The sequence below is a fragment of the Pseudomonas capeferrum genome (assembly GCF_013523055.1).
Taxonomy (GTDB): Bacteria; Pseudomonadota; Gammaproteobacteria; order Pseudomonadales; family Pseudomonadaceae; genus Aquipseudomonas; species Aquipseudomonas capeferrum_A.
In genome coordinates this window covers 137,056-161,491 of record NZ_JAAMQM010000008.1, presented here as the reverse complement: position 1 = coordinate 161,491, position 24,436 = coordinate 137,056, and the positions used below count along the sequence as shown (strand labels likewise).

Here is a 24,436-nt window from a genome sequence, read left to right as displayed (position 1 = left end):
CCCTGCCGGGCTCGGGCATCATCCTGATGGCCCTGGCCATGGCTTTTTCCCCGGCACAGGCCGATACCAAGGCTGAAAACAGTGCGGCCCGCCAGACCAATACCCTGCAATCGCTGGCCGAGCTGGACGGCAAGGCACCGAGCCGTCGCCAACTGAACATCCAGAGCTGGAATACCGCCGAAGGAGCTCGCGTGCTGTTCGTCGAAGCGCGCGAACTGCCCATGTTCGATCTGCGCGTGACCTTCGCCGCCGGCAGCAGCCAGGATGGCGACACGCCAGGCCTGGCGACCCTGACCAATGCCATGCTCAACGAGGGTGTGGCCGGCAAGGATGTCACGGCGATCGCCCAGGGCTTCGAAGGCCTGGGGGCGGACTTTGGCAATGGCTCCTACCGGGACATGGCGGTGGCCACGCTGCGCAGCCTCAGCGCTGCCGACAAGCGTGAGCCGGCGCTGAAGCTGTTCGCCGAGGTGGTGGGCAGACCGACCTTCCCGGAAGATGCCCTCAAACGCATCAAGAACCAGGTGCTGGCAGGCTTCGAGTACGAGAAACAGAACCCCGGCAAGCTGGCCGGCAAGGCTCTGTTCGCCAATCTCTATGGCAATCACCCTTACGCTCATCCAAGCGACGGCACCGCCCAGAGCATCGCACCGATCAGCCTTGAGCAGTTGCGTGCCTTCCATGCCCGCGCCTATACCGCCGGCAATGCGGTCATCGCCCTGGTCGGCGACCTGAGCCGCGACGAGGCGCAGGCAGTGGCCGCGCAGGTCAGTGCCGCCCTCCCCAAGGGCCCGGCGCTGTCCAAGCCGCAACAGCCTGAAGCACCCAAGCCCGGTATCACGCACATCGACTTCCCTTCCAAGCAGACGCACCTGATGCTCGCCGAGCTTGGCATCGACCGTAACGATCCGGACTGGCCTGCCCTGTCGATGGGCAACCAGATCCTCGGCGGCGGCGCCTTCGGTACGCGTCTGATGACCGAGGTCCGCGAGAAACGTGGCCTGACCTACGGCGTCTACTCGGCATTCAGCCCGATGCAAGTTCGCGGTCCGTTCATGATCAACCTGCAGACTCGCGCCGAGCTGAGCGAAGGAACCCTGAAGCTGGTTCAGGATATACTGGCCGACTACCTCAAGACCGGCCCGACCCAGCAAGAGCTGGACGATGCCAAGCGCGAACTGGCCGGGAGCTTCCCGCTGTCCAATGCCAGCAACTCAAGCATCGTCGGCCAACTGGGCGCCATCGGCTTCTACGATCTGCCGCTGACCTGGCTCGAGGACTTCATGCAGCAGTCCCAGAGCCTGACGGTCGATCAGGTCAAGGCGGCGCTGAACAAGCATCTGGCCGCAGACAAGCTGGTGATCGTTACCGCCGGCCCGAAAGTGCCGCAAAAGCCGCTGCCTGCGCCAACAGACAAACTCGCCGAGCAACCGCTTGGCGTACCGGAGCATTAATGGCCAAGCCAACCAAACCCGCCGGGGCCAGCCAGGGCCAGGGCCATTTGCGCATCATCGCTGGTGAATGGCGCAGCCGGCGCCTGGGGGTTCCCGAAGGCCAGGGCCTGCGCCCTACCCCGGACCGGGTTCGTGAAACCCTGTTCAACTGGCTGGCGCCGCATATCGAGGGCGCCCACGTGCTCGATGCCTTCACCGGCAGCGGCGCGCTTTTCCTCGAGGCCTTGTCTCGTGGAGCCGCCGAAGCCGTGGCCCTGGACAGCAACCCGGCCGCCATCGCCAACCTCAGGCACAACCTTGAGGTGCTGCGCTGCCCGCGCGGGCAGGTATTGCAGAACGACACCCTGCGCTACCTGCAGGGCGAGGTAAAACAGCAGTTCGATCTGGTGTTCCTCGATCCGCCGTTCAACCAGGACATGCTCGCCGCTACCAGCAACCTGCTGGAAGAGCGGCAGTGGCTGCGTGACAACGCCTGGATCTATACCGAGAGCGAAGCAGCTCCGTCCACCCTGCAGATGCCTGGTAACTGGCGCCTGCATCGGGAGAAGAAGACCGGCCAGGTCTATTACGCGCTCTGGCAGCGCGGCTGAGAAAGCGTCACATCGGCTCGCGTACATATCTAACGCACGCGGGCCGTTGCTGTTCCTGAAACTCCACTGGCAATCCACCCAGGCCGGAGTATTCGGACATGCCCTTCACCTACTTGCGGCGAGCAGCCGCAGCCATCGCGACGAGTTGCCTCGCCTTGACCGCTGCGGCTTCCCCGCACACCTCGCTGCAAGGCTTCAGGCTCGACAACGGCCTTCAGGTCTATCTCCATGAGGATCACCGTGCGCCGATCATCAGCGCGCAGCTCTGGTATCACGTCGGCTCCAGTCACGAGCCCGAGGGCCACAGTGGACTGACACATGCCCTGGAACACCTGATCTTCGAAGGTACCCGCAAGCTGACCGCAGACCAATACAAGACTCTCCTCGCCAGGCTAGGCTCGGAAGCCAACGCGTTCACTACGGCCGATGCCACGGTTTTCTATCAGACGCTTCCTGCTTCCAGGCTGGAGATCGCTCTGGAGGTAATGGCCGACAGCATGCAGAACGCAACGCTGGGCGAGGCGGACTTTGCGCGTGAGCTGCAGGTCATCAAGGCGGAGCGGCGTACCGAAGTGGAGGACTCGCCGATGGCCCTGGCAATGGAGCGCATCCATGCGCTGGCCTACGGCCATAGCCCCTATGCCACCCCTGTCATCGGTTACCGGCAGTATCTGGAAGACCTGAGTCTTGCCACCCTGCGCGTCTGGTATCAGACCTGGTACCACCCGAACAACGCGACCCTGGTGATCGTCGGCGACACCACCTTGGAAGCCTTGCAAGCGCTGGTCGAACGACATTTCGGCACATTGTCGCCAGCACCCTTGCGCAGCCGTGATCCAGTACCGCCAAGTGATGCACCAGGCGAGCGTCGCCTGGTCATCGCACAGGCAGGTCTTGGGGAACGACTGGTCATGGCGTTCAACACGCCCAGCCTGTTCACAGCCGGTAACACCGAAGACGCCTTGGCCTTGAGCCTGGTGCCTCAGTTGCTCAGCGAGGGTGTCAACGCTCGTCTGCGCAAGCACCGCACCGGATCAGCGCCGACCTTTCAGTATCTGCGCGCGGAGTACACCCTCGTACAGCAGGGGGATTCGCTGCTTACCCTTATTGCAGTCCCGAACAGTGAGCAGCACGTCAGTCTAGAGGACGCCGAAGCCAGCATCTGGGAAGCCATCGAGTCACTCCAGTACGTGCGCGTCGACGAGCATGAGCTGCGGCGTGCCAAGGCACGGCAGTTGGCCGAGCGTGTATTCGCCGCCGATGACCTGGCGGCTCAGGGCCGGGCCATCGGCAGCCACGCCGTCAGTGGCGTCCCGCCCGAGCGACTCGAAGACGATCGCCAAGCCTTGCAGAACCTCACAGCGCTGCGGCTGCAGCAGGCTGCCCAGCATTACCTGACCCGTGATCGGGTGACTGTCGCCTACCTGCGCAACGAGGAGAAGCCCAATGAATGAAGCCCGGACCGGCCTGCTGGCCATGCTTTTCCTGCTAGCCTGCGCCAGCCCTCCCGCCATGGCCACACAGGAGGGAACAGGTGGACTGACATCACTGACCGATTCGGCGTTGCCGCCGATCAAGCAGGTCTCCCCTGACATTCAGGCCTGGACCACCGAAGCAGGCAGTTCGGTAATGTTCGTGCAAGCGCCTGAATTGCCCATGATCGACCTGCGCTTGCGTTTCACTGTCGGCAGTGCCAGCGACGGCGAGACTTCCGGCCTGGCAGCCTTGACCCTGGGCATGCTGGAAAAGGGCACGCAGGGGGCGAGCGCCGAGCAGATTGCCGAGCAGCTCGATGACATGGGTGCCCAGTTGTCCACCACGACACGCCTGGTGCACAGCACGCTGGCCGTGCGCAGTCTCAGCCGGCCCCGCGAGCGGGACACGGTGGTCAATCTGATCAGTGCGATGCTCGGGCGTCCGGCAATGGTCGAGTCGGAACTGGAGACGCTCAAGACCCATTGGCAAGACATCCTGCAAGGGCGCGCCACCCATCCAGTGTTCCAGTTGCGCAAGCTGTTGTTCGATCAGATCTTTGTCGGTCATCCCTATGCGACCCACTACTTCTCGGGCACCCCGGAAGGGATCGCCGCCCTGACCACCGCTCAGCTCGCAGCCTTTCACCGGCAAGCCTTCACTGCCCGCAACCTGACACTGTCGATCGTGGGGGATCTGTCTCGGCAAGAAGCTGAAGCGCTCGCGCAGCAGATCAGTCAGACGTTGCCAGAGGGCGCCCCTTTACCGCCTTTGCCTGCCGTGGCCGTGAGCGAGCCAGAGATCATCCATCTGGAACGACCGGGCGCAGGCAACTGGGTCGGGCTTGCCGTACCGCTGGCCATCAACGCTCGAGATCCCGATTACCTGGCACTGACGGTGGTTGAACAGATGCTCGGCAGCAGCCAGCCTTCACGCTTTCATCAGGCATTGCGCGAGCAGCGAGGGTTGAGCTACCGGCCTTCAGCCGGGCTGATCATGCTGGAAGACAACGGCCTATGGCTCATGGAGTGGGACATCGACGCGCGATTTGCCGACGCCTCCCAGGACCTGGTGCAGCAACTGCTGGCGGACTTCGTGGCCCAGGGGCCGACTCAGGCTGAGCTGGACCTCGCCGTAGAGCAAGTGGCCAACCAGTATCTGCAAGCGGTCTCGAGCAACCGGGCGATGGCCGATACCTTGATGAGAATGGGACAGGACAAGCTACCGAGCAATTACCTGGCGACGTACCTGGACCGCATGCGGGCGCTGACACCCGAAGGGGTCAGGGACGCCTTGCAACGTCACTTCGACCTTGACCGCACAGTACTGGCAAGCGTCGGCCCGACAGTCGAGCAACAACCGTTGCCAGGGCCAGATGGATCGGGCGCTGATCTACAATTCAGATAGGTTGTGTTTTCATGACCCCCTGGACAAGCACAGCGAGAGTCACCGAGCATGCCCAACCCCCTTGTCTCGTTCCACCCGGCCCTCGGCCTTTCCAATCCACACCTGCAGACCCTGTGGGGACCCCTCTGGCGCAAGATGCCCCCGCTGGCGCGCACCCGAGAGCGGATCTGGCTGGCCGACGGTGACTTCATCGACCTCGACTGGCTGGATCCGCACGAGGCCGATGCGCCGCTGGTGCTGGTCCTTCATGGGCTCACGGGCTCTGCCGATTCGCCCTACGTCAAAGGCCTGCAACAAGCATTGCAGCGGCGCGGCTGGGCGAGCGTCGCAGCCAACTGGCGCGGCTGCTCGGGCGAGCCCAACCTCCTGGCTCGCAGTTACCACTCGGGGGCCAGCGAGGACCTTGGCGAAATCGTCGACCACCTGCGTGCCCAGCGCCCGATGGCGCCTTTGTATGCCGTAGGTTATTCGCTGGGTGGCAATATCCTGCTCAAGTACCTGGGCGAAACCGGGTCCTCCAGTCAATTGCAGGCAGCGGTGGCGGTCTCCGTGCCGTTCCGCCTGGATCAATGCGCCGACCGCATCGGCCTGGGGTTCTCAAGGGTCTACCAAGCGCATTTCATGCGCGCCATGCTCGCCTATGTGAAGAACAAGCAACGGCATTTCCAGCACCAAGGACACCAGGAAGGGCTTGCCGCACTGGAGCGCCTGGGGCCGTTGCGCAATATGCGGACCTTCTGGGATTTCGATGGGCGGGTCACGGCCCCGCTCAACGGTTTCGAAGGCGCCAACGATTATTATCGGCGCTCATCGAGCCGATACTTCCTGGGCGAGAACCAGACGCCAACCCTGCTTATCCAGTCCAGCGACGACCCTTTCGTCTTCAGCCACAGTCTGCCGGAGAAGCGGGAGCTGGCGGCGCGAACCTGTCTGGAGCTGCACAGCCGAGGCGGCCATGTGGGCTTCGTCGATGGCAGTCTGCGCAATCCCGGGTATTACCTGGAGCGGCGCATTCCACAGTGGCTGGCGGAGCAGGCGTGCGCCTGGTAACACCGAGCCCGACACAGATGCAGGCGCCTTGCCCGCTCAGATCCCCGTGGCCACGCCACGTTGCGGGTCATTGATCCACTCACTCCAGGATCCCGCGTACAGGCGGCCCAGCGGATAGCCTGCCAGGGCCAGGGCGAACAGGTTGTGGCACGCGGTCACGCCTGAACCGCAATACGCCACTATCTGCTCGGGCGCACGACCGTTCAGCTTCGCTTCAAAGCGCTCGCGCAGCTGTTCAGGCGCAAGGAAGCGCCCATCCGGCCCCAGATTGTCGGTAAAGGCCGCACACACCGCCCCTGGAATATGTCCTGCCACCGGATCGATCGGCTCCACTTCACCACGAAAACGCGCCAGCGCGCGGGCATCGAGCAAAGTCAATTCCGGCTGACCAAGACTGTCGGCGAGTTGCTCGGCGTCGATCAAGAGGTCGCTGTCCGGCTTTCCATTGAAACGACCGTCGCGTTTCTCGGGCGGATCCAGGCTCAGCGGCAGGTGCGCGGCATGCCAGGCCTTGAGGCCACCATCGAGAATGAACACCGCGCTACGCTTGCCCAGCCAGGCCAGCAGCCACCAGGCGCGCGCCGCAAAGGCACCTGGGCCGTCGTCATACAGCACGACTTGGCTGTCATCGTCCAAGCCCCAACTGCGCAAGCGCTCGACGAGCCGCTCTGGCTCGGGCAGTGGATGACGACCGGTCTGGCCCCTTACCACCGGTCCGCTCAGATCACGCTCGAGATCGACAAAATGCGCCCCGGCGATATGACCCTCGGCATAGCTGCGTTGGCCATAATCCACATCCTCCAAGGCGAAGCGGCAGTCGAGTATCACCAGGCCGGGCGACTCCAGACGCTCGGCCAATTGCTGGGGGGTGATCAATTGCGCGAGAGGCATGACTTTCTCCTGAACGGTAAGCGAAGGCGCCGGATCATTGCTCCAGGGCCTGGTTGAACGGAACGTGGAATTCACCGCATGGCGCGTCCACGGCCGGGCGAGCTGCGGGCGTGATGAAACCCGGCTCCAGCACCAGTACCCGATAGACATCTCGCATGAAGATTTCTTCCCCTGGCTGCGCGTGGCCCTGCCCGGTTCTCTGTCTACGGCTCAGGCAGGAATGGCACCATCTTACGGTTTATTTCACATCGGATGTACCGCAAAGGCAGAGGAAAAATTGCATCCCGGGACCACGGCATCCGCCGTTTTGCACCAAGGCAACACGCACCTGATGCTCGATTATCTCGAACGAGATCATCTGGAGGGGCATGACAAGCCATGACCGCAGTGTCTATAGTGCCTCCAGTCGGCTCCGTGACTTGGCCGGGCGCAGTCGCTGCGCTACCATCCGACCCCCCAACGCACTCCAAGCCAGGATGACGCGATGAACCGAGTGTTGTACCCGGGTACTTTCGACCCCATTACCAAAGGCCATGGCGATCTGGTCGAGCGTGCTTCACGACTGTTCGACCATGTGATCATCGCGGTCGCGGCCAGTCCCAAGAAGAACCCCCTGTTCCCTCTGGAGCATCGGGTCGCACTGGCGCGCGAGGTTACCAGCCACCTGCCCAACGTCGAGGTCATCGGCTTCTCTACCTTGCTGGCACACTTTGCCAAGGAACAGGGCGCCAATGTCTTTCTTCGAGGCTTGCGTGCCGTCTCGGACTTCGAGTACGAATTCCAGCTGGCCAACATGAATCGTCAGTTGGCGCCGGAGGTCGAAAGCCTGTTCCTGACGCCGTCCGAACGCTATTCGTTCATCTCGTCGACCTTGGTCCGGGAAATCGCCGCCCTGGGGGGTGACATCACCAAGTTCGTCCATCCGGTAGTGGCCGAAGCCCTGACCGAACGCTTCAAGAAATGACAACCGCTGCCTGAACATCGCGCCCGCGTGCACTGCGGGCGCGAATGCGGCACAATTGTGCGCATCGGTTTATACATGCCTGGGCCATGAGCCCCGGCCGGAGTCTCCATGTCCCTGATCATCACCGACGATTGCATCAATTGCGACGTCTGCGAACCCGAGTGCCCGAACGCCGCGATCTCGCAAGGCGAAGAGATCTACGTGATCGACCCGAACCTGTGCACACAGTGTGTGGGTCACTATGACGAGCCGCAATGCCAACAGGTCTGTCCGGTCGACTGCATCCCGCTGGATGAAGCTCATCCAGAGAGCGAAGAGCAATTGATGGCCAAGTACCGTCAGATCACCGGCAAGGCTTGAAGCGCGAGGGCCAGTAGCGGCTCGTTACCTCAATGCTCCTGGACGCCTCCGGCGTCTCAGCGCTGGCATCGTGGGCAGTACACACTGGCGCGCTGGCCCAGCTTCACCTCTCGCAGCAGGGTTCCGCATACCTTGCACGGCGCGCCGCCACGCCCATAGGCGAACAGCTCCTGCTGGAAGTAACCTGGCTGACCATCGCCCCCGATGAAGTCGCGCAAGGTGGTGCCTCCGCGTTCGATAGCGTGTGCCAGGATGCGCTTGATCTCGATCGTCAGCTTCAGATAGCGGGCCCGGGAGATACCGCCGGCTGCTCTACGCGGATCGATGCCCGCCGCGAATAGCGCCTCGGTCGCGTAGATATTGCCGACCCCCACCACTACGGCGTTGTCCATGATGAACGGCTTGACCGCCATGGCTCGGCCACGCGACAACTGGAACAGGCGCTCACCGTCGAACAGGTCGGTCAGGGGCTCGGGGCCCAGACGCACCAGCAACTCGTGATTGAGTGGGTCCAGGCTCCACAGCATGGCGCCGAATCGCCGCGGGTCGGTATAGCGCAAGGCCAGCCCCGACTCCAGCTCGATATCCACGTGCTCATGCTTGGCCGCCGGCATGCCGAGCTCGACCAGGCGCAAGTTGCCGGACATGCCCAGGTGGCTGATCAAGGTGCCGGCCTCGGCATTGATCAGCAGGTATTTCGCCCGCCTGTCGACCGTGACGATGCGTTGCCCTGACAGGCGTACATCGAGGTCTTCCGGGATAGGCCAGCGCAGACGACGGTCTCGTACCACCACGCGGCTGACACGTTGTCCTTCAAGATGAGGCGCGATGCCCCGACGGGTTGTTTCGACTTCTGGCAATTCCGGCATGATTCAGCGTCCGCCCATGTCACGAATGATCTGCTTGAGATTGTCGAAATCGTATTCCGACAGCCCTATGTAATCGAGGACCAATGGCCCGATTGCGTTCCATTCGTGATCCACGCTCTGATTGCCCAGCACTCGGTACGATGCACAGATGTGCTCGGCCATCTTCAGAACCGCCAGCAGATTCTTCAGCGAGGTATTGCGTGAAGAGTCGTCCTGGAAGATGGCGAGCGCGTTGTGATGGTTGGCGATCGCAGCAGTCAGGTGCTCCGGCAAGCGCCAGGACTTGGCCGTGTAGTAACCCACCACCGAATGATTCGTATTGAGCGCGCGGTTTTCGGTATCCACCACGCGGCACGTGCCGCTCGTCCTGGCGTAGGCATCCTCGAGCACGCCCATGTAGTCGGGAAAGCGCTTGAGCATCAAGGGCACGCCACAATCGTGGAACAGGCCCAGCGTATAGGCCTCGTCCACGGCCTGTATGCCAGTGCTCTTGGCCAGTGTCAGGCAGGTCATGGCAACATCCTGGGCGGTATCCCAGAAGCGGTTGAGGGTGACGATGGTCTCGTCGCTCATCTCGCCCTTGATCGACTGGGCATTGATCAGGTTGATGATCGACCGACTGCCCAGGAGATTTACCGCGCGCTGGATCGAGCCAATCTTGTTGCTCAAGCCGAAATGCGCCGAATTGACCAGCTTGAGCAAGGCGCCGGACAGTCCTGGATCCTGGGAGATCAGCTTGGCGATCGTTTCGAGGTCCGGATCGGGCATGTACTGCTCGAACTGCAGGTCGACCATGATCTGCGGTTGCGGCGGAATACTGATGCCCTGCAAGGCTTGCTGGATCTGTTCGGCGGTAAGTTCCTGGGACATGTGCACACACTCGGGATTAAGCCGCGATTCTAACCTCTGGCAGCAACCGCTGGTACGTTGCCCCGGAACTTTCACCGCTCTGGATCGGCCTCTTTTCCAACCCCTAAAGAAAAGGAGTACACACCATGAGCTCATCCCTGAGCGGCAAGCGCGTAGCCATTCTCGTCACCGACGGCTTCGAGCAGCTGGAACTGACCGGCCCGCGCGATGCGCTGGTCGAGCACGGCGCGGTCGTGGATATCCTCAGCGAGAAAGAAGGCAAGGTGCGTGGCTGGAACCACGACAAGCCCGCGGACGAATTCGATGTCGATGCCACCTTCGACGCCGCCAAGCTCGATTTGTATGACGCCCTGGTCTTGCCGGGTGGCGTGCAGAACTCCGACACCATCCGGCTTCTGCCAGGCGCCCAGGAACTGGTCAAAAGCCACGACTCGGCCGGCAAGCCGCTGGCGATCATCTGCCATGGAGGCTGGCTGCTGGTCTCTTGCGGACTGGCCAAAGGTCGCCGCATGACTAGCTACAAGACATTGCAGGACGACATTCGCAACGCCGGTGGCGAGTGGGTCGACCAGGAAGTGGTGGTCGATGGCAACCTGATCACCAGCCGCCAGCCCGATGATATCCCTGCGTTCAATGACAAGCTGATCGAAGCCCTGCGCGGCTGAGACAGCTGTTTGTCGTCGGCCGCGCCGGGTACGCGGCCGACGCGCTATAATCCCGCTCTTTTTTCTCGGAGCGACGTCATGTCACTGCCCAGCCTTCGCCTCAAAGCCAACGCCGACCGCCGCCTGCGCGCCGGTCACCTGTGGGTCTACAGCAACGAAATCGACGTCGCCGCGACCCCGCTGCAAGGCTTCCAGGCCGGACAACAGGCAATTCTCGAGACCGCTGGCGGCAAGCCCCTGGGTATCGTCGCGATCAGCCCGAACAACCTGATCTGCGCCCGCCTGCTGTCGCGTGACGTCAAGCTGCCGTTGGACAAGTCGCTGCTGGTGCATCGCCTCAACGTTGCCCTGTCGCTGCGCGAGCGTCTGTTCGACAAGCCTTGCTACCGCCTGGTCTATGGTGATTCCGATCTGTTGCCGGGCCTGGTGGTCGACCGCTTCTTCGACATTGTCGTGGTCCAGTTGGCTTCGGCCACCATGGAAGCGCACAAGGACGATGTCATCGCGGCGCTGGTGCAAGTGCTCAAGCCAAGCGGCATCCTGTTCAAGAACGACTCGGCCGCGCGCGATGCCGAAGGTCTGGGTCGCTACGTCGAGACTGTATATGGCGAGGTGCCCGATTGGGTCGCGCTGGAAGAAAACGGCGTGAAGTTCGAAGCCCCGGTGCGCGAAGGCCAGAAGACCGGCTGGTTCTACGACCATCGCATGAACCGTGCGCGCCTGGCGCCCTACGTCAAGGGCAAGCGGGTCCTCGACCTGTTCAGCTACATCGGTGGCTGGGGCGTGCAGGCCGGCGTATTCGGTGCCAGCGAAGTGTTCTGTGTCGATGCCTCGGCCTTTGCCCTCGATGGCGTCGAGCGTAACGCCGCGCTCAACGGCATCAGCGACAAGCTCACCTGCATCGAAGGTGACGTGTTCGAGGCGCTGCGCGAGCTCAAGGCCGGTGAAGAACGCTTCGACGTGATCATCGCCGACCCGCCCGCCTTCATCAAACGCAAGAAAGACCTCAAGAATGGCGAGGCGGCCTACCGTCGACTGAACGAGCAGGCCATGCGCATGCTCAACAAGGACGGCATCCTGGTCAGTGCTTCATGCTCGATGCACCTCCCCGAAGACGATCTGCAGAACATTCTTCTGACCAGCGCCCGTCACCTGGATCGCAACCTGCAACTGCTCGAGCGCGGCGGCCAGGGCCCGGATCACCCGGTGCACCCGGCGATTGCCGAGACGCGCTATATCAAGAGCATTACCTGCCGGTTGCTGCCCAACAGCTGAGCACCTGCTGGCCGAGCGCTCGAAGATCCGATGCCGGAAGCCTGGCATCGGATTTTTTTTGCCTGCGTGCAATTGGTACCTGGCGATCCATCCCCTACAAAAAAATGGCCCCGGGAGCCGTGAGCAACCGGGGCCAAGTGCGTGCAGCATCCACGAGACGAGCCAGGGTGACCAAACCCCGCGTTAGGTGAATGACCCCAGTGTGCTGACTTCTCGGCGAGACGATTTAGCCGAGAACGACGTGTTCTTAGCCAAAGCAGTCATCGCAACATTCAGTCCTTGCCGACCTCTCGGGCTGGTAACAGAATCGGCTGACGATCACGGCAGTCAACAAGGATAAAAACCATGATGCATGCGGATTTGATTGATCAGGATGACCTGCTTGGCCACCTGCGCGCCCTTGGCTTCGAAATGCCGGCCGGCGCCAGCGCCGAGCAGGCATGCGAACATGCCGTGCGCGGCCTGAACGACGCCAACGCGAAAGCCCTGCGAAGCATGGTCGAGCGGATGTACACCGGCAGCGCCACCATCCTCCCAGCCGTGCGGCAGGCCATCGACAAGCAATTGCTCCCCGCTCTGGCCCACTTCAACAGCAGCAGACATTAACGGTGCGTTTTCAGTCAAGGCAGGCGCCTGCCTTGACCCTCCCTGCCACCTGAAACTTCTTGCAAGCCCTTGCCGGGCCCTGTCTTACAACCTCACGCTGGCGAAAGTCGACTCGTTGCGCGCCTGGCTCAAGGCACCGAGCGGACCGCCATGGGGCGACAGGACCATGGCCTGCGGTATCGGCATCATCGCCACCTGCTGGGCGGTGTTCGAACCCACGCGCTCGTCCCGCGGCGGAATCCCGAAGTACTCGCGATAGCACTTGGAGAAGTGCGGTGTGGAAACGAAACCGCACACCGATGCCACCTCGATGATCGACATGGGCGTCTGCTTGAGCAGCTGCCGCGCGCGAATCAGGCGCAATTTGAGGTAGTAGCGCGAAGGCGAGCAATGCAGGTACTTCTGGAACAATCGCTCGAGCTGTCGCCGGGAGACCGCCACATACACCGCCAGCTCGTCCAGATCGATCGGTTCTTCCAGATTGGCTTCCATCAGCGCGACGATTTCCTGCAGTTTCGGCTGATTGGTACCGAGCATGTGCTTGAGCGGCACGCGTTGGTGGTCCTGTTCGTTACGGATACGTTCGTAGACGAACATCTCCGAGATTGCCGCGGACAGCTCACGCCCATGGTCTCGGCTGATCAGGTGCAACATCATGTCCAGGGGCGCGGTGCCGCCGGAGCTGGTGAAGCGGTTGCGGTCGAGGGTGAACAGGCGTGTACTCATGTTCACCCGCGGGAAGGCCTCCTGCATGGATGCCAGGCACTCCCAGTGCACGCTACAGTCGAAGCCGTCCAGCAGGCCCGCGCAGGCCAAGGCCCAGCTGCCGGTACATACCGCGCCAAGACGACGAGACTGGCGCGCCTGGCTCTGTAGCCAGGTGACATGTTCACGGGTCACGGCACGCTGGATGCCAACGCCACCACAGACGATGACCGTATCGATCAAGGGTGCATTGTGAACCGAGCCGTCCGGGGTGATCTGCAGACCGTCGCTGGCCCAGACCTGGCCACCGTCGAGCGTAAGGGTATGCCAGCGATACAACTCCCGACCGGAGAGCTGATTGGCCATGCGCAAGGGTTCGACGGCCGATGCCAGGGAAATGAGCGTGAAGTTGTCCAGAAGAAGAAATCCAATGGACTGGGGTGCTGTGCGGTTCTGGGATTGAGGCCCGGAGGTGGACGATGTCATCGCGATTTCTCCTCACACAATGCAGGGGTGCCTCAGGCGGGCACTGTATTTGTAATAGCCCCAATTCGTATGCAGGAGCTTTTGGCGAATCTTACGCAAATGCCATGCCTGAAATTGAACGCCCATACAACTTAAACCAAAAACGACCTTCGACAACCATGACACGGCACTTGCAGAGGCGGTCGCAGTCGGTTGCAAAGCCACGTGCCAGGGCATGGACGCTAGATTGATGAGCATTTCGGTAGCATTCGAGCGCCACATGTCCATAAACGACAGGTTCAGATGTCACTGGCTCTATTATCGACTCAGTTGGGCAAACCGGGCAGAAGGCAGATGGCCGGTGCACCAGCAAGAGGCGAACCGGCCATGAGGAAAGACATGCCGACTGGAATCAGCACTCGATGACGCTGACGGCAAGGCCGCCGCGAGAGGTCTCTTTGTACTTGTCGTGCATGTCTGCACCCGTGTCCCGCATGGTGCGGATGACCTGGTCGAGGGAGATGAAATGCTCGCCATCGCCTCGCAGGGCCATCTGCACGGCATTGATCGCCTTCACCGCGGCGATGGCATTGCGCTCGATGCAGGGCACCTGGACCAAGCCGCCGACCGGGTCGCACGTCAGGCCGAGATTATGCTCGAGGGCAATTTCGGCGGCGTTTTCCAGCTGTGCCGGGCTGGCACCAAGCACGTCGGCCAGGCCTGCCGCAGCCATGGCGCATGCTGAACCCACCTCGCCCTGGCAGCCTACCTCGGCACCGGAGATGGAAGCGTTCTTCTTGCACAGGATGCCCACCGCCGCCGCGGCCAGGAGGAAGTCGACCACGTGGGATTCGTCCACCACGTCACTGAAACGCATGTAGTAATGCAGGACTGCCGGGATGATCCCGGCCGCACCATTGGTGGGCGCGGTCACCATGCGTCCGCCAGCGGCGTTTTCCTCGTTGACGGCGAGGGCGAACAGGTTCACCCACTCCATTGCACTGAGGGTGGAACCGATCACGTTGGGCTTGTTCAGCTCCTGCAGGTTGCGATGCAACTTCGCTGCGCGGCGACGCACGTTGAGACCGCCAGGCAATATGCCTTCGTGTTTCAAGCCATTGCTGACGCAGTCCTGCATGGCGCTCCAGAGCTTGAGCAGGCTTGCGCGGATTTCCGCCTCGCTGCGCCAGACCTTCTCGTTTTCCATCATCAATTGCGACACGCGCAAGTCGTTTTGCTTGCATAGCCGCAGCAGTTCCGCCGCGCTGTCGAAGTCGTAGGGCAGCACGGTATTGTCAGCGTCCAGGACGCCGCTGGCAGCCTGGGCGGCATCGACCACGAAACCACCCCCCACCGAGTAGTAGGTGTCCGAATGCAACTCGCCCTCTTCGCTCTCGGCCACCAACGTCATGGCGTTGGGATGGTAGGGCAGGTTTTCATCGAGCAGGCGCATGTCCCTGGCCCAGACGAATTCGATCGGTAGGCGGTTATCCAGCAACAGGGTATTGGTTTCCCGCAGATCGGCGATGCGCGGGACGATCCGGGCAGGATCGATAGCATCGGGCCATTCGCCCATCAGCCCCATGATCGTGGCGTTGTCGGATCCATGGCCGATACCGGTGGCCGAGAGCGAGCCGTACAAACGTACCTCGACGCGTCGTACCTGCTCCAGTTGGCCGCGCTCGCGCAGCCCCTGGACGAAGAGCGCGGCGGCGCGCATGGGCCCGACGGTATGCGAGCTTGAAGGTCCGACACCGATCTTGAACAGGTCGAATACGCTGATGGCCATTGTCGAATCACCTCTTGCTGGGCTTGTACCCCGCGCGGCGCGCAGGCTGGCGGGGCTGCTAGGCTAGAAGCGACGAGCCGCCGTAAGTGCATGCATCATCGGGCTTTTACCCCCGCACCCGACGTCTCCAACCGACGTACTTTTGTCCAGCAACGCCGCCCCGGCTCCGGTCTCCGACGCCGTATTCGAGGGATAGGTCGGCGTGGAAATGCACGTACGAGGGCGCAAAATTCCATATGCGACATCGCCCTTACTGGATGCGACCCGTGCCGCACTGGATACGACCCTGCCTGTATGCGTTTGCCCGGCACTGGAGGATTATCGAAGGCGACTCGATTTATACGGCCCCGTAGTTTGCCGCCTGGCAGACCCAGCCGACCGATGCCCGAGAAGCACGGCGAGGCGGGACACCCGAAGAAAAAACACAGGAGTCCACCATGAAAGGTTCACCACCGCTATTGCTGGTTGCACTACTCGGTGCCCCCTTGCTAGCCCAGGCCGTCGAACCCGAGCAATGTCATACGGTCAGGTTTTCCGATGTCGGCTGGACCGATATCACCGTGACCACCGCCGTGACCAGCGCCGTGCTCGAAGCCCTGGGCTACAAGACCCACACCACCATGATCTCGGTGCCGGTGACCTACAAGTCATTGGCCACGGGCAAGGACCTGGATGTATTTCTCGGCAACTGGATGCCGACCATGGAAAACGACATCAAGCAGTATCGTGATGCCGGGACCGTCGAAACCGTCCGCGTCAACCTTGAAAACGCCAAGTACACACTCGCTGTTCCTCAGTCCTTGTATGACAAGGGCCTGAAGGATTTCGCCGATATATCCAAGTTCAAGAAGGAACTGGACGGCAAGATCTATGGCATCGAGCCAGGCAACGATGGCAATCGCACCATCCAGAGCATGATCGACAAGAATGCCTTCGGCTTGAAGGACGCCGGCTTCAAGCTGGTGCAGTCAAGCGAGGCGGGCATGCTGTCGCAGGTCGATCGCGCACAGAAGCGTGATCAGGCCGTCGTCTTCCTGGGGTGGGAGCCGCACCCCATGAACAAGCGCTTCAAGCTGCAATACCTTTCCGGCGGAGACGATTTCTTCGGCCCCGAATACGGCAAGGCGACCGTGCTGACCAATAGCCGCAAGGGCTATGCCCAGGAATGCGCCAACGTCGGCCAGTTGCTCAAGAACCTGTCCTTCACGCTGGACATGGAAAGCACCCTGATGGGCAACGTCCTGGACGACAAGATGAAAGCCAATGCGGCCGCCAAAGCCTGGCTGAAGAACAACCCGCAGATTCTCGATACCTGGCTTGCCGGCGTGACCACCGTGGACGGCAAACCGGGACTGGAGGCGGCCAAGGCCAAGCTGACGCAATAGCCCCAAGCACCCATTCGGGGCAGGACCGTGCCCGCCCCGGGTTGACTTCAATCTTGCAGGTGGAAGCTCGCTATCATGCTGATCGATCAAAAAATACCCTTGGGCCAGTACATCGCGGCCTTCGTCGAATGGTTGACGCAGAATGGCGCCGACTATTTCGACGCCATCGCACAAGGCCTCGAATTCATGATTCACAGCGTGACCAGCGCTCTCACCTGGTTCAATCCCCTCGTCCTGATTGCCCTGATTGCAGCGCTTGCCCATCTGATCCAGCGCAAGTGGTCACTGACCGCTTTCTGCGCCCTCGCCTTCCTGCTGATCCTCAACCTCGGCTACTGGCAGGAAACCATGGAGACCCTGGCCCAGGTCATGTTCGCCACATTCGTCTGCGTGGCCATCGGCGTACCGCTGGGCATCGTTGCAGCGCACAAGCCGATGTTCTACACCGCCATGCGTCCGGTGCTCGACCTGATGCAGACGGTGCCGACCTTCGTCTACCTGATCCCTACCCTGACGCTGTTCGGCCTGGGCGTGGTACCGGGGCTGATCTCCACGGTGGTGTTCGCCATCGCCGCGCCGATCCGTCTCACCTATCTGGGCATTCGCGATGTGCCCCAAGAGCTGATGGACGCCGGCAAGGCCTTTGGTTGCTCACGCCGCCAGTTGCTGTCGCGTATCGAACTGCCGCACGCCATGCCCAGCATCGCCGCCGGCATCACCCAGTGCATCATGCTGTCGCTGTCGATGGTGGTGATCGCCGCCTTGGTAGGCGCGGACGGTCTGGGCAAACCCGTGGTCAACGCACTGAACACCGCCGATATCGCCCTGGGCTTCGAAGCCGGCCTGGCGATCGTGCTGCTGGCGATCATGCTCGACCGTATCTGCAAGCAACCCGAGCCACAGGCAAGGAGTGAAGCATGAGCATCATTCGCTTCGAAGATGTCGACGTCATCTTCTCCAACAAGCCACGCGAAGCCCTCGCCCTGCTCGATCAGGGCATGACCCGTGAGCAGATCCTGAAGAAGACCGGCCTTGTGCTCGGCGTGGAAAAGGCCAACCTGGATATCGACAAAGGCGAGATCTGCGTGCTGATGGGGCTGTCCGGGTCGGGCAAGTCCAGCCTGCTGCGCTGCATCAATGGCCTGAATACCGTCAGCCGCGGCAAGCTGTTCGTCGAGCATGAGGGCAGCCATATAGACATCGCTCACTGCACGCCGGCGGAGCTGAAGATGATGCGTACCAAGCGCATCGCCATGGTGTTCCAGAAGTTCGCCCTGATGCCGTGGTTGACCGTGCGCGAGAACATCAGCTTCGGCCTCGAGATGCAGGGTCGTCCGGAAAAGGAACGACGCAAGCTAGTGGACGAGAAGCTGGAGCTGGTGGGCCTGACCCAATGGCGTAACAAGAAGCCCGATGAGTTGTCGGGCGGCATGCAGCAGCGGGTCGGGCTGGCACGAGCCTTGGCCATGGACGCCGATATCCTGCTGATGGACGAACCGTTCTCGGCACTTGATCCGCTGATCCGCCAAGGCCTTCAGGATGAGCTGCTCGAGCTGCAGCGCAAACTCAGCAAGACCATTGTCTTCGTCAGCCATGACCTGGACGAAGCCCTGAAGCTGGGTAGCCGGATCGCCATCATGAAAGATGGCCGGATCATCCAGTACAGCAAGCCCGAAGAGATCGTGCTCAACCCGGCCGACGAGTATGTGCGCACCTTCGTGGCCCACACCAACCCGCTCAACGTGCTCTGCGGTCGCAGCCTGATGCGCACGCTGGACAAGTGCAAGCGGATCAACGGTTCGGTATGCCTGGATCCAGGCGGCGACTCGTGGCTCGACCTGGCCGAGGGCAATACGATCAAGGGCGCCCGCCAGGGTCTCAACGGTCTTTCCCTGCAGAACTGGACTCCAGGCGAATCTGTAGAAGGGCTTGACCGCAAGCCTACCGTCGTCAATGCCGACATCGGCATGCGCGAGGCCCTGCAGATCCGCTACCAGACCGGCAACAAGCTGGTGCTGCACGAGAACAACCGGGTGGTGGGGATCCTGGGCGATAGCGAGCTGTATCATGCGCTATTGGGCAGGAACCACGGTTGACGTCAGCCTCGGTGGCGGCCGGTCAGGCGCCCCGAGCAGGCACGTTCCCGCAGGAGGGCATCCGCGTCCGAGCATGGCCGGGAAGTCTTGCCACCTGGAACGCTGCGATTCCAGCAGCGCCCGGTAGCAGGTGCGTCGCGCCCAGGACGGACCGCGACAGGATCACTCTCTTAACGAATGACGATACCGCGCTGAGCCATGTACGCCTTGGCTTCCGGCACGGTGTATTCGCCGAAATGGAAGATGCTCGCAGCCAGCACGGCGCTCGCATGCCCTTCCAGGATGCCGTCGGCCAGGTGCTGCAGGTTGCCCACGCCGCCGGAGGCGATCACCGGGATACCCAGGGCATCGCTGATGGCACGGGTCACACCCAGGTCGAAACCGCTCTTCATGCCGTCCTGGTCCATGCTGGTCAGGAGGATCTCGCCGGCGCCCAGGGCTTCCATCTTCTTTGCCCACTCGACTGCGTCCAGGCCGGTCGGCTTGCGGCCACCGTGGGTGAAGATCTCCCAACGCGGCGCTTCACCGGGGCCCGACACCTTTTTCGCGTCGATCGCGACCACGATGCACTGGGAACCGAAACGCTCGGCGGCTTCGCCCACGAACTCAGGATTGAACACCGCGGCCGTATTGATCGAGACCTTGTCGGCACCGGCATTGAGCAGGTTGCGGATGTCCTGGACGGTCCGCACGCCACCACCCACGGTCAGCGGTATGAATACCTGGCTGGCCATGCGCTCGACGGTATGCAAGGTCGTATCGCGACCATCGACACTGGCGGTGATATCCAGGAAGGTAATCTCGTCCGCGCCCTGCTCGTCGTAGCGACGGGCAATTTCGACCGGATCACCCGCATCGCGAATGTTCTCGAACTTGACGCCCTTGACTACCCGGCCGTTGTCCACGTCCAGGCACGGGATGATGCGTTTTGCTAAAGCCATGAACTTCTCCGTAACGGAAGCTGCAAGCGGGAAGCCTCGAGCGGCAAGCAGAAGCACACCGCGGCGCTGCTCCTCTCGCCTCTCGCCGCTTAGCGCTGGCCGCCGGCCGCGTAGTTGTCGCAGAACGCCTGTGCTTCGGCGACGTCGAGGGTGCCTTCGTAGATCGCGCGACCGGTGATGGCGCCGATGATGCCGGGTGCGTTGGCATCCAGCAGGGCCTTGATGTCACCCAGGTTGTGGATGCCGCCCGACGCGATCACCGGGATCGAGGTCGCCTCGGCCAGCGCCTTGGTGAAGGGCACGTTGCAGCCCTGCATCATGCCGTCCTTGGCGATGTCGGTGTAGACGATCGCCGAGACGCCATCGGCCTCGAAACGCTTGGCCAGGTCGATGACCTGCACGGTGCTGACCTCGGCCCAGCCGTCAGTGGCGACGAAGCCGTCCTTGGCGTCCAGGCCGACGATGACCTTGCCCGGGAAGGCGCGGCAGGCTTCGGCGACGAACTCCGGCTGCTTGACCGCCTTGGTGCCGATGATCACATGGCTGACGCCGGCGCGGACGTAATGCTCGATGGTTTCCAGGGAGCGGATACCGCCGCCGATCTGGATCGGCAGGTTCGGATAGCGCTTGGCAATCGCGGTCACCACTTCGCCATTGACCGGCTGGCCTTCGAAGGCGCCGTTCAGGTCGACCAGGTGCAGACGACGGCAGCCACCGTCGACCCATTTGGCGGCCATGGCCACCGGGTCATCGGAAAACACGGTGGAGTCTTCCATGCGGCCTTGACGCAGACGGACGCAAGCGCCGTCCTTGAGATCGATAGCGGGGATAATCAGCATGCTCTTTCCTTCGTCAATTCAAGCGGCAAGCTGCAAGCCACAAGCTGCAAGCATGCGTGTCGGATGATCAATACGGTCGACGCTTTCAGTCCTTCAGCTGTTTTTCTCGAGCGCCCAGAGATCGCTTTCGATGCTCTCGAAGCGCTCCTTGAGATGCAGCTGAACATCGGCGATCGCCCTGTTGTAATAGTGCGGGGCAATGTCCTTGCTGAACACTTCGAGGACTTCGGCCACCTCGAACGACCCCAGTCGCAGCTCGAAGCGCTCCTCGAGGAAACGCTTCAAGGTCTGCAGCGCCTCGCGCTCCTGCTCCGGATCGAGGGTGATGAAAGGCGTCTTGGTCCGCGATCTGCCCATTACCAGCGTCCATCCCAGGCGATGAAGTTCTGCAGCAGTTGCAGGCCATGGGTGTGGCTCTTCTCGGGATGGAACTGCACGGCGAAGCGCGAGCCCTCGGCCAGCGCCGCGGCAAAGTCGACGCCATAGTGGCCGCGACCGACGACCTGGGCTGGCTTGCCGGCATCGATGTAGTAGCTGTGCACGAAATAGAAGCGCGCGCGCTCGGGAATGTCGTGCCACAACGGATGGTCGACGGTCTGGCGCAGCTCGTTCCAGCCCATGTGCGGCACCTTAAGGTGCTCGCCTTCTTCGTGCAGGTCCTTGCCGAAGAAGCGCACCTGGCCAGGGAACAGACCGATGCAATCGACGCCATCGTTCTCTTCGCTATGCTCCAGCAACGCCTGCATGCCGACGCAGATGCCGAGGAAGGGTCGATCCTGGCTGACCTCGCGCACCAGGCTGTCGAAGCCCAGGCGACGAATCTCGGCCATGCAGTCGCGGATCGCGCCGACCCCGGGGAAGACCACCCGATCCGCCTCGCGGATCACCGCGGCGTCGCTGGTGACCAGGACCTTGCCGGCGCCCACGTGCTCGAGCGCCTTGGCCACCGAGTGCAGGTTGCCCATGCCATAGTCGATCACGGCTACTGTCTGCATCAGAGGCAACCCTTGGTCGACGGCATCTGCCCGGCCATGCGCTCGTCCTGCTCGACGGCCATGCGCAGGGCACGGCCGAAGGCCTTGAACACGGTCTCGATCTGGTGATGGGTGTTGTGGCCACGCAGGTTGTCGATATGCAGGGTCACCAGGGCATGATTGACGAAGCCCTGGAAGAACTCCTGGAACAGGTCGACATCGAAGCCGCCGACCGATGCGCGGGTGTAGGGCACATGCATCTGCAGGCCGGGACGGCCGGAGAAGTCGATGACCACGCGCGACAGCGCTTCGTCCAGCGGCACGTAGGCATGGCCGTAGCGGAAGATGCCCTTCTTGTCGCCGATGGCCTGGGCGAAGGCCTGGCCAAGGGTGATACCGACGTCCTCGACGGTATGGTGGTCGTCGATGTGCAGGTCGCCCTTGCACTCGATGTCCAGATCGATCAGCCCGTGCCGGGCGATCTGGTCGAGCATGTGTTCAAGGAAAGGCACACCGATATCGAATCGGGCCTTGCCAGTGCCATCCAGGTTGATCGAGGCCTTGACCTGGGTTTCCAGGGTATTGCGCTCGACGGAAGCCTTACGTTCGACCATCACCAGCTCCGCAGAATCATTGGGCGAAAAGGCGGCCATTATAGGCCTAGAACGCGCCCGCTTGAAACGCGGATGACATATGGTGGTGGAATGCATTGCGAGACAAGCTCGCTCCCAGGTCAGGCATTGCCCCGTAGCGGTCTCTCAGCCTCTTGAGCCGCGCTGTCGCGCAGACCATTTCTGAAGCTGCCGCCGTACCTGTGGGAGCGCGCTTGCCCGCGAAAGGGCATCAGAGCCCGCCAATCAACTACCCGCCCGTGCCATCAATGGAACAGCACGGCGGTCTTCTGCAGCGTGACCCAGATACCCCATGCCAGAGGCACACCGACTGCCAGCCAGGCGGCGATGGCCAGCGGCAGGCTGCCCGGCGCGGCTTTCCACTCCAACGAGCGTGCGCCATCGGCACCTTTGTCGTGGCTCAGGGCGCGTTCGGCGGCCAGTTCGGCATCGGTCATGAAGTACTTTTCCGCCACAGGGCGCACCAGCGCGTTGCAGATGAACCCCAGGACCAGCAATCCAGCGAGGATATACAGGGTGATGTCGTACGCCGCCGCCCGCTCGACGCCCAGGGCGAGCTGGTACTCGCGCAGATAGGTGATGAGCACCGGCCCCAGTACGCCGGCCGCCGCCCAGGCGGTCAGCAGGCGGCCGTGAATGGCGCCTACCATCTGGGTACCGAACAGGTCGGCCAGATAGGCCGGAACGGTAGAGAAGCCGCCACCGTACATCGACAGGATGATGCAGAACGCCGCCACGAACAGCGCGACATTACCCAGATGGCCCATGTTCGGCACCAGGCTGTAGAGCGCCACGCCCAAGGCGAAGAAAGCAAAGTAGGTATTCTTGCGGCCGATGTAGTCGGAGAACGACGCCCAGAAGAAGCGCCCACCGATATTGAACAGGCTCAACAGCCCAGTGAAGCCGGCGGCAATGGCAGCGATCTGCGCCAGCTGCGCGCTGTTCAATTCGCCGAAGCTCAGCTCGTTGCCCAGCAACCGGCCACCGAAGACTTCCTGCAGCAGTGGCGACGCCATGCCGAGGATGCCGATACCCGCCGACACGTTCAGGCAAAGGACCAGCCAGATCAGCACGAACTGGGGTGTCTTCCACGCCACGCTGACGTGAACATGGCGATCGGTGATCATCGAATTGCCGGCCTTCTTGGTCGGCGCGCTCCATCCTTCAGGCTTCCAGCCGGTAGGCGGGACGCGATAGGCCAATGCCCCGCCGACCATGAACACGAAGTAGATCAGCGCCATCACCACGAAGCTCTGCCACACGCCGACTTCCTGGCCATTGGCGAAATGCCCCATCAGCGCGGTCGCCAGGGGCGCGCCGACCATGGCGCCACCACCGAAGCCCATGATCGCCATGCCAGTGGCCATGCCGCGCTTGTCCGGGAACCACTTGATCAGCGTCGACACTGGCGAGATATATCCCAGGCCCAGGCCGATCCCCCCGATCACCCCCGAACCCAGCCACATCAGCCACAATTGATGGGTCTTGACCCCGATAGCCGAGATCAGCAGCCCGCCGCACCAGCAAACTGCCGAGACCAGACCGGCCTTGCGCGGACCGGCATGCTCGAGCCAGCCGCCAAGGACCGCCGCCGAACAACCCAGGAAGACGAAGAACAGCGTATAGATCCAGCTCAGCATCGAGATCGGCCAATCGCAGTCGGCGCTGAACAGGCGAGCGATGACCCCCATGTCCGGCGCACAGGCGACGGGTGCGCTGATCCCGATGGCCTGCGACAGCGGCAGCCAGAACACCGAGAAGCCATAGGCCATGCCGATACACAGGTGAATGGCCAGGGCTGCCGGGGGTACCAGCCAGCGATTGAAGCCAGGACGAGCGATGATCCGCTCCTTGGACAGGAAGCCTGGCGCTGGCGCCAACCTTTCTGCCGCGATACTGCTGTTCATGAAGCATTCCTTTTGTAGATTGTCTGCACGCGAGGATTCAGCACCCGACCTGGTCACGGCCGTACCTGGACGATGCTTGAGCACTTGGCCAAGTACGTGGCATTTAGTCGCAGGCTGCTGAAAAATCGGCGCAAGATTAGCAGTTGCCGTTGTCAATGAGGGCAATCTGATACTGTTATTTTTTCGCAGTCTGTTGTCAGACACTCGGTAGTGATGAGTGCGGCGCTAT

General features: G+C 62.1%; 23 protein-coding genes and 2 pseudogenes. 13 read left to right on the top strand and 12 right to left on the bottom strand.

The genetic code is table 11. The features are described 5' to 3' along the window. Positions 1 to 101: 101 nt before the first annotated feature. The 5 genes and pseudogenes from G7009_RS11220 to G7009_RS11200 form a co-directional block, all read left to right on the top strand. Positions 102 to 1,454 (top strand): annotated as a pseudogene (locus G7009_RS11220) (M16 family metallopeptidase); the annotation flags it as partial. Then, positions 1,454 to 2,044, top strand: coding sequence for a 16S rRNA (guanine(966)-N(2))-methyltransferase RsmD (rsmD, locus tag G7009_RS11215; protein WP_181130139.1), 591 nt, complete (start codon positions 1,454 to 1,456; stop codon positions 2,042 to 2,044). The pseudogene G7009_RS11220 and the gene rsmD, both read left to right, overlap by 1 nt. A 98-nt stretch (positions 2,045 to 2,142) precedes the next feature. Further along, positions 2,143 to 3,498 (top strand): M16 family metallopeptidase, encoded by a 1,356-nt coding sequence (locus tag G7009_RS11210; RefSeq protein WP_181130138.1) that lies wholly within the window; start codon positions 2,143 to 2,145, stop codon positions 3,496 to 3,498. After that, entirely contained in the window at positions 3,491 to 4,924 is a 1,434-nt protein-coding gene (locus G7009_RS11205) for a M16 family metallopeptidase (RefSeq protein WP_181130137.1), read from the top strand. The genes G7009_RS11210 and G7009_RS11205 overlap by 8 nt, the downstream gene beginning before the upstream one ends. Positions 4,925 to 4,972: 48 nt before the next feature. Continuing rightward, positions 4,973 to 5,974 (top strand): hydrolase, encoded by a 1,002-nt coding sequence (locus G7009_RS11200; RefSeq protein ID WP_181130136.1) that lies wholly within the window; start codon positions 4,973 to 4,975, stop codon positions 5,972 to 5,974. A 36-nt stretch (positions 5,975 to 6,010) separates the two neighbouring features. On the opposite strand, the gene G7009_RS11195 is transcribed toward G7009_RS11200, so the two are convergent. Then, positions 6,011 to 6,865 carry a sulfurtransferase gene (locus tag G7009_RS11195; RefSeq protein ID WP_181130135.1) on the bottom strand — a complete coding sequence of 285 codons (855 nt, stop codon included), beginning with the start codon at positions 6,863 to 6,865 and terminating at the stop codon, positions 6,011 to 6,013. 34 nt (positions 6,866 to 6,899) lie between these two features. Continuing rightward, positions 6,900 to 7,046: pseudogene (locus G7009_RS11190) on the bottom strand (TetR/AcrR family transcriptional regulator); the annotation flags it as partial. A 303-nt stretch (positions 7,047 to 7,349) separates the two neighbouring features. Between G7009_RS11190 and coaD the strand changes: the two are divergent. Together coaD and G7009_RS11180 are read left to right on the top strand one after the other, a co-directional pair. Then, positions 7,350 to 7,829 carry a pantetheine-phosphate adenylyltransferase gene (coaD, locus tag G7009_RS11185; RefSeq protein WP_181130134.1) on the top strand — a complete coding sequence of 160 codons (480 nt, stop codon included), beginning with the start codon at positions 7,350 to 7,352 and terminating at the stop codon, positions 7,827 to 7,829. A gap of 108 nt (positions 7,830 to 7,937) precedes the next feature. Next, positions 7,938 to 8,189, top strand: a complete 252-nt coding sequence (locus G7009_RS11180; protein WP_181130133.1) for a YfhL family 4Fe-4S dicluster ferredoxin — start codon at positions 7,938 to 7,940, stop codon at positions 8,187 to 8,189. A 56-nt stretch (positions 8,190 to 8,245) separates the two neighbouring features. On the opposite strand, the gene mutM is transcribed toward G7009_RS11180, so the two are convergent. Further along, on the bottom strand, positions 8,246 to 9,058 hold the full coding sequence (mutM, locus tag G7009_RS11175; protein WP_181130132.1) for a bifunctional DNA-formamidopyrimidine glycosylase/DNA-(apurinic or apyrimidinic site) lyase: 813 nt from the start codon (positions 9,056 to 9,058) through the stop codon (positions 8,246 to 8,248). 3 nt (positions 9,059 to 9,061) lie between these two features. Then, positions 9,062 to 9,874: an HDOD domain-containing protein gene (locus G7009_RS11170; RefSeq protein ID WP_181130209.1), complete on the bottom strand. Its 813-nt coding sequence runs from the start codon at positions 9,872 to 9,874 to the stop codon at positions 9,062 to 9,064. Between the two features lie 179 nt (positions 9,875 to 10,053). Between G7009_RS11170 and G7009_RS11165 the strand changes: the two genes are divergently transcribed. The 3 genes from G7009_RS11165 to G7009_RS11155 all read left to right on the top strand — a co-directional run bounded on the left by G7009_RS11165 (position 10,054) and on the right by G7009_RS11155 (position 12,474). Then, a complete protein-coding gene (locus G7009_RS11165; RefSeq protein ID WP_181130131.1) occupies positions 10,054 to 10,593 on the top strand; it encodes a type 1 glutamine amidotransferase domain-containing protein in 540 nt (179 codons plus the stop codon). Between the two features lie 78 nt (positions 10,594 to 10,671). Next, positions 10,672 to 11,868: a class I SAM-dependent rRNA methyltransferase gene (locus tag G7009_RS11160; protein WP_181130130.1), complete on the top strand. Its 1,197-nt coding sequence runs from the start codon at positions 10,672 to 10,674 to the stop codon at positions 11,866 to 11,868. 345 nt (positions 11,869 to 12,213) lie between these two features. Next, complete coding sequence (locus G7009_RS11155; RefSeq protein ID WP_181130129.1) at positions 12,214 to 12,474, top strand: hypothetical protein; 261 nt, start codon at positions 12,214 to 12,216, stop codon at positions 12,472 to 12,474. Between the two features lie 84 nt (positions 12,475 to 12,558). Here G7009_RS11155 and G7009_RS11150 read toward each other — a convergent pair whose 3' ends face one another. Together G7009_RS11150 and G7009_RS11145 are read right to left on the bottom strand one after the other, a co-directional pair. Next, positions 12,559 to 13,665 carry a choline metabolism transcriptional regulator GbdR gene (locus tag G7009_RS11150; RefSeq protein ID WP_181130128.1) on the bottom strand — a complete coding sequence of 369 codons (1,107 nt, stop codon included), beginning with the start codon at positions 13,663 to 13,665 and terminating at the stop codon, positions 12,559 to 12,561. A gap of 391 nt (positions 13,666 to 14,056) precedes the next feature. Further along, complete coding sequence (locus G7009_RS11145) at positions 14,057 to 15,433, bottom strand: L-serine ammonia-lyase (protein ID WP_181130127.1); 1,377 nt, start codon at positions 15,431 to 15,433, stop codon at positions 14,057 to 14,059. A 437-nt stretch (positions 15,434 to 15,870) separates the two neighbouring features. On the opposite strand from G7009_RS11145, the gene G7009_RS11140 reads away from it, so the two are divergent. The 3 genes from G7009_RS11140 (at position 15,871) to choV (ending at position 18,914) form a co-directional block, all read left to right on the top strand. Beyond that, positions 15,871 to 16,818 (top strand): choline ABC transporter substrate-binding protein, encoded by a 948-nt coding sequence (locus tag G7009_RS11140; RefSeq protein WP_181130126.1) that lies wholly within the window; start codon positions 15,871 to 15,873, stop codon positions 16,816 to 16,818. A gap of 72 nt (positions 16,819 to 16,890) precedes the next feature. Then, a complete protein-coding gene (choW, locus tag G7009_RS11135; RefSeq protein ID WP_181130208.1) occupies positions 16,891 to 17,739 on the top strand; it encodes a choline ABC transporter permease subunit in 849 nt (282 codons plus the stop codon). After that, positions 17,736 to 18,914, top strand: a complete 1,179-nt coding sequence (choV, locus tag G7009_RS11130; RefSeq protein WP_181130125.1) for a choline ABC transporter ATP-binding protein — start codon at positions 17,736 to 17,738, stop codon at positions 18,912 to 18,914. Before choW ends, choV begins: the two co-directional genes overlap by 4 nt. 170 nt (positions 18,915 to 19,084) lie before the next feature. On the opposite strand, the gene hisF is transcribed toward choV, so the two are convergent. From hisF to G7009_RS11100, 6 genes are all read right to left on the bottom strand, one after another. Further along, positions 19,085 to 19,855, bottom strand: a complete 771-nt coding sequence (hisF, locus tag G7009_RS11125; RefSeq protein WP_181130124.1) for an imidazole glycerol phosphate synthase subunit HisF — start codon at positions 19,853 to 19,855, stop codon at positions 19,085 to 19,087. Positions 19,856 to 19,944: 89 nt separating this feature from the next. Beyond that, positions 19,945 to 20,694 (bottom strand): 1-(5-phosphoribosyl)-5-[(5-phosphoribosylamino)methylideneamino]imidazole-4-carboxamide isomerase, encoded by a 750-nt coding sequence (hisA, locus tag G7009_RS11120; RefSeq protein ID WP_181130123.1) that lies wholly within the window; start codon positions 20,692 to 20,694, stop codon positions 19,945 to 19,947. Between the two features lie 93 nt (positions 20,695 to 20,787). After that, positions 20,788 to 21,051 (bottom strand): DUF2164 domain-containing protein, encoded by a 264-nt coding sequence (locus G7009_RS11115; RefSeq protein WP_181130122.1) that lies wholly within the window; start codon positions 21,049 to 21,051, stop codon positions 20,788 to 20,790. Continuing rightward, entirely contained in the window at positions 21,051 to 21,689 is a 639-nt protein-coding gene (gene hisH / locus G7009_RS11110) for an imidazole glycerol phosphate synthase subunit HisH (RefSeq protein WP_181130121.1), read from the bottom strand. The genes G7009_RS11115 and hisH overlap by 1 nt, the downstream gene beginning before the upstream one ends. Then, a complete protein-coding gene (gene hisB / locus G7009_RS11105) occupies positions 21,689 to 22,282 on the bottom strand; it encodes an imidazoleglycerol-phosphate dehydratase HisB (protein WP_181130120.1) in 594 nt (197 codons plus the stop codon). The genes hisH and hisB overlap by 1 nt, the downstream gene beginning before the upstream one ends. Positions 22,283 to 22,545: 263 nt before the next feature. After that, positions 22,546 to 24,207 carry an OFA family MFS transporter gene (locus G7009_RS11100; protein ID WP_181130119.1) on the bottom strand — a complete coding sequence of 554 codons (1,662 nt, stop codon included), beginning with the start codon at positions 24,205 to 24,207 and terminating at the stop codon, positions 22,546 to 22,548. Between the last annotated feature and the right edge of the window lie 229 nt (positions 24,208 to 24,436).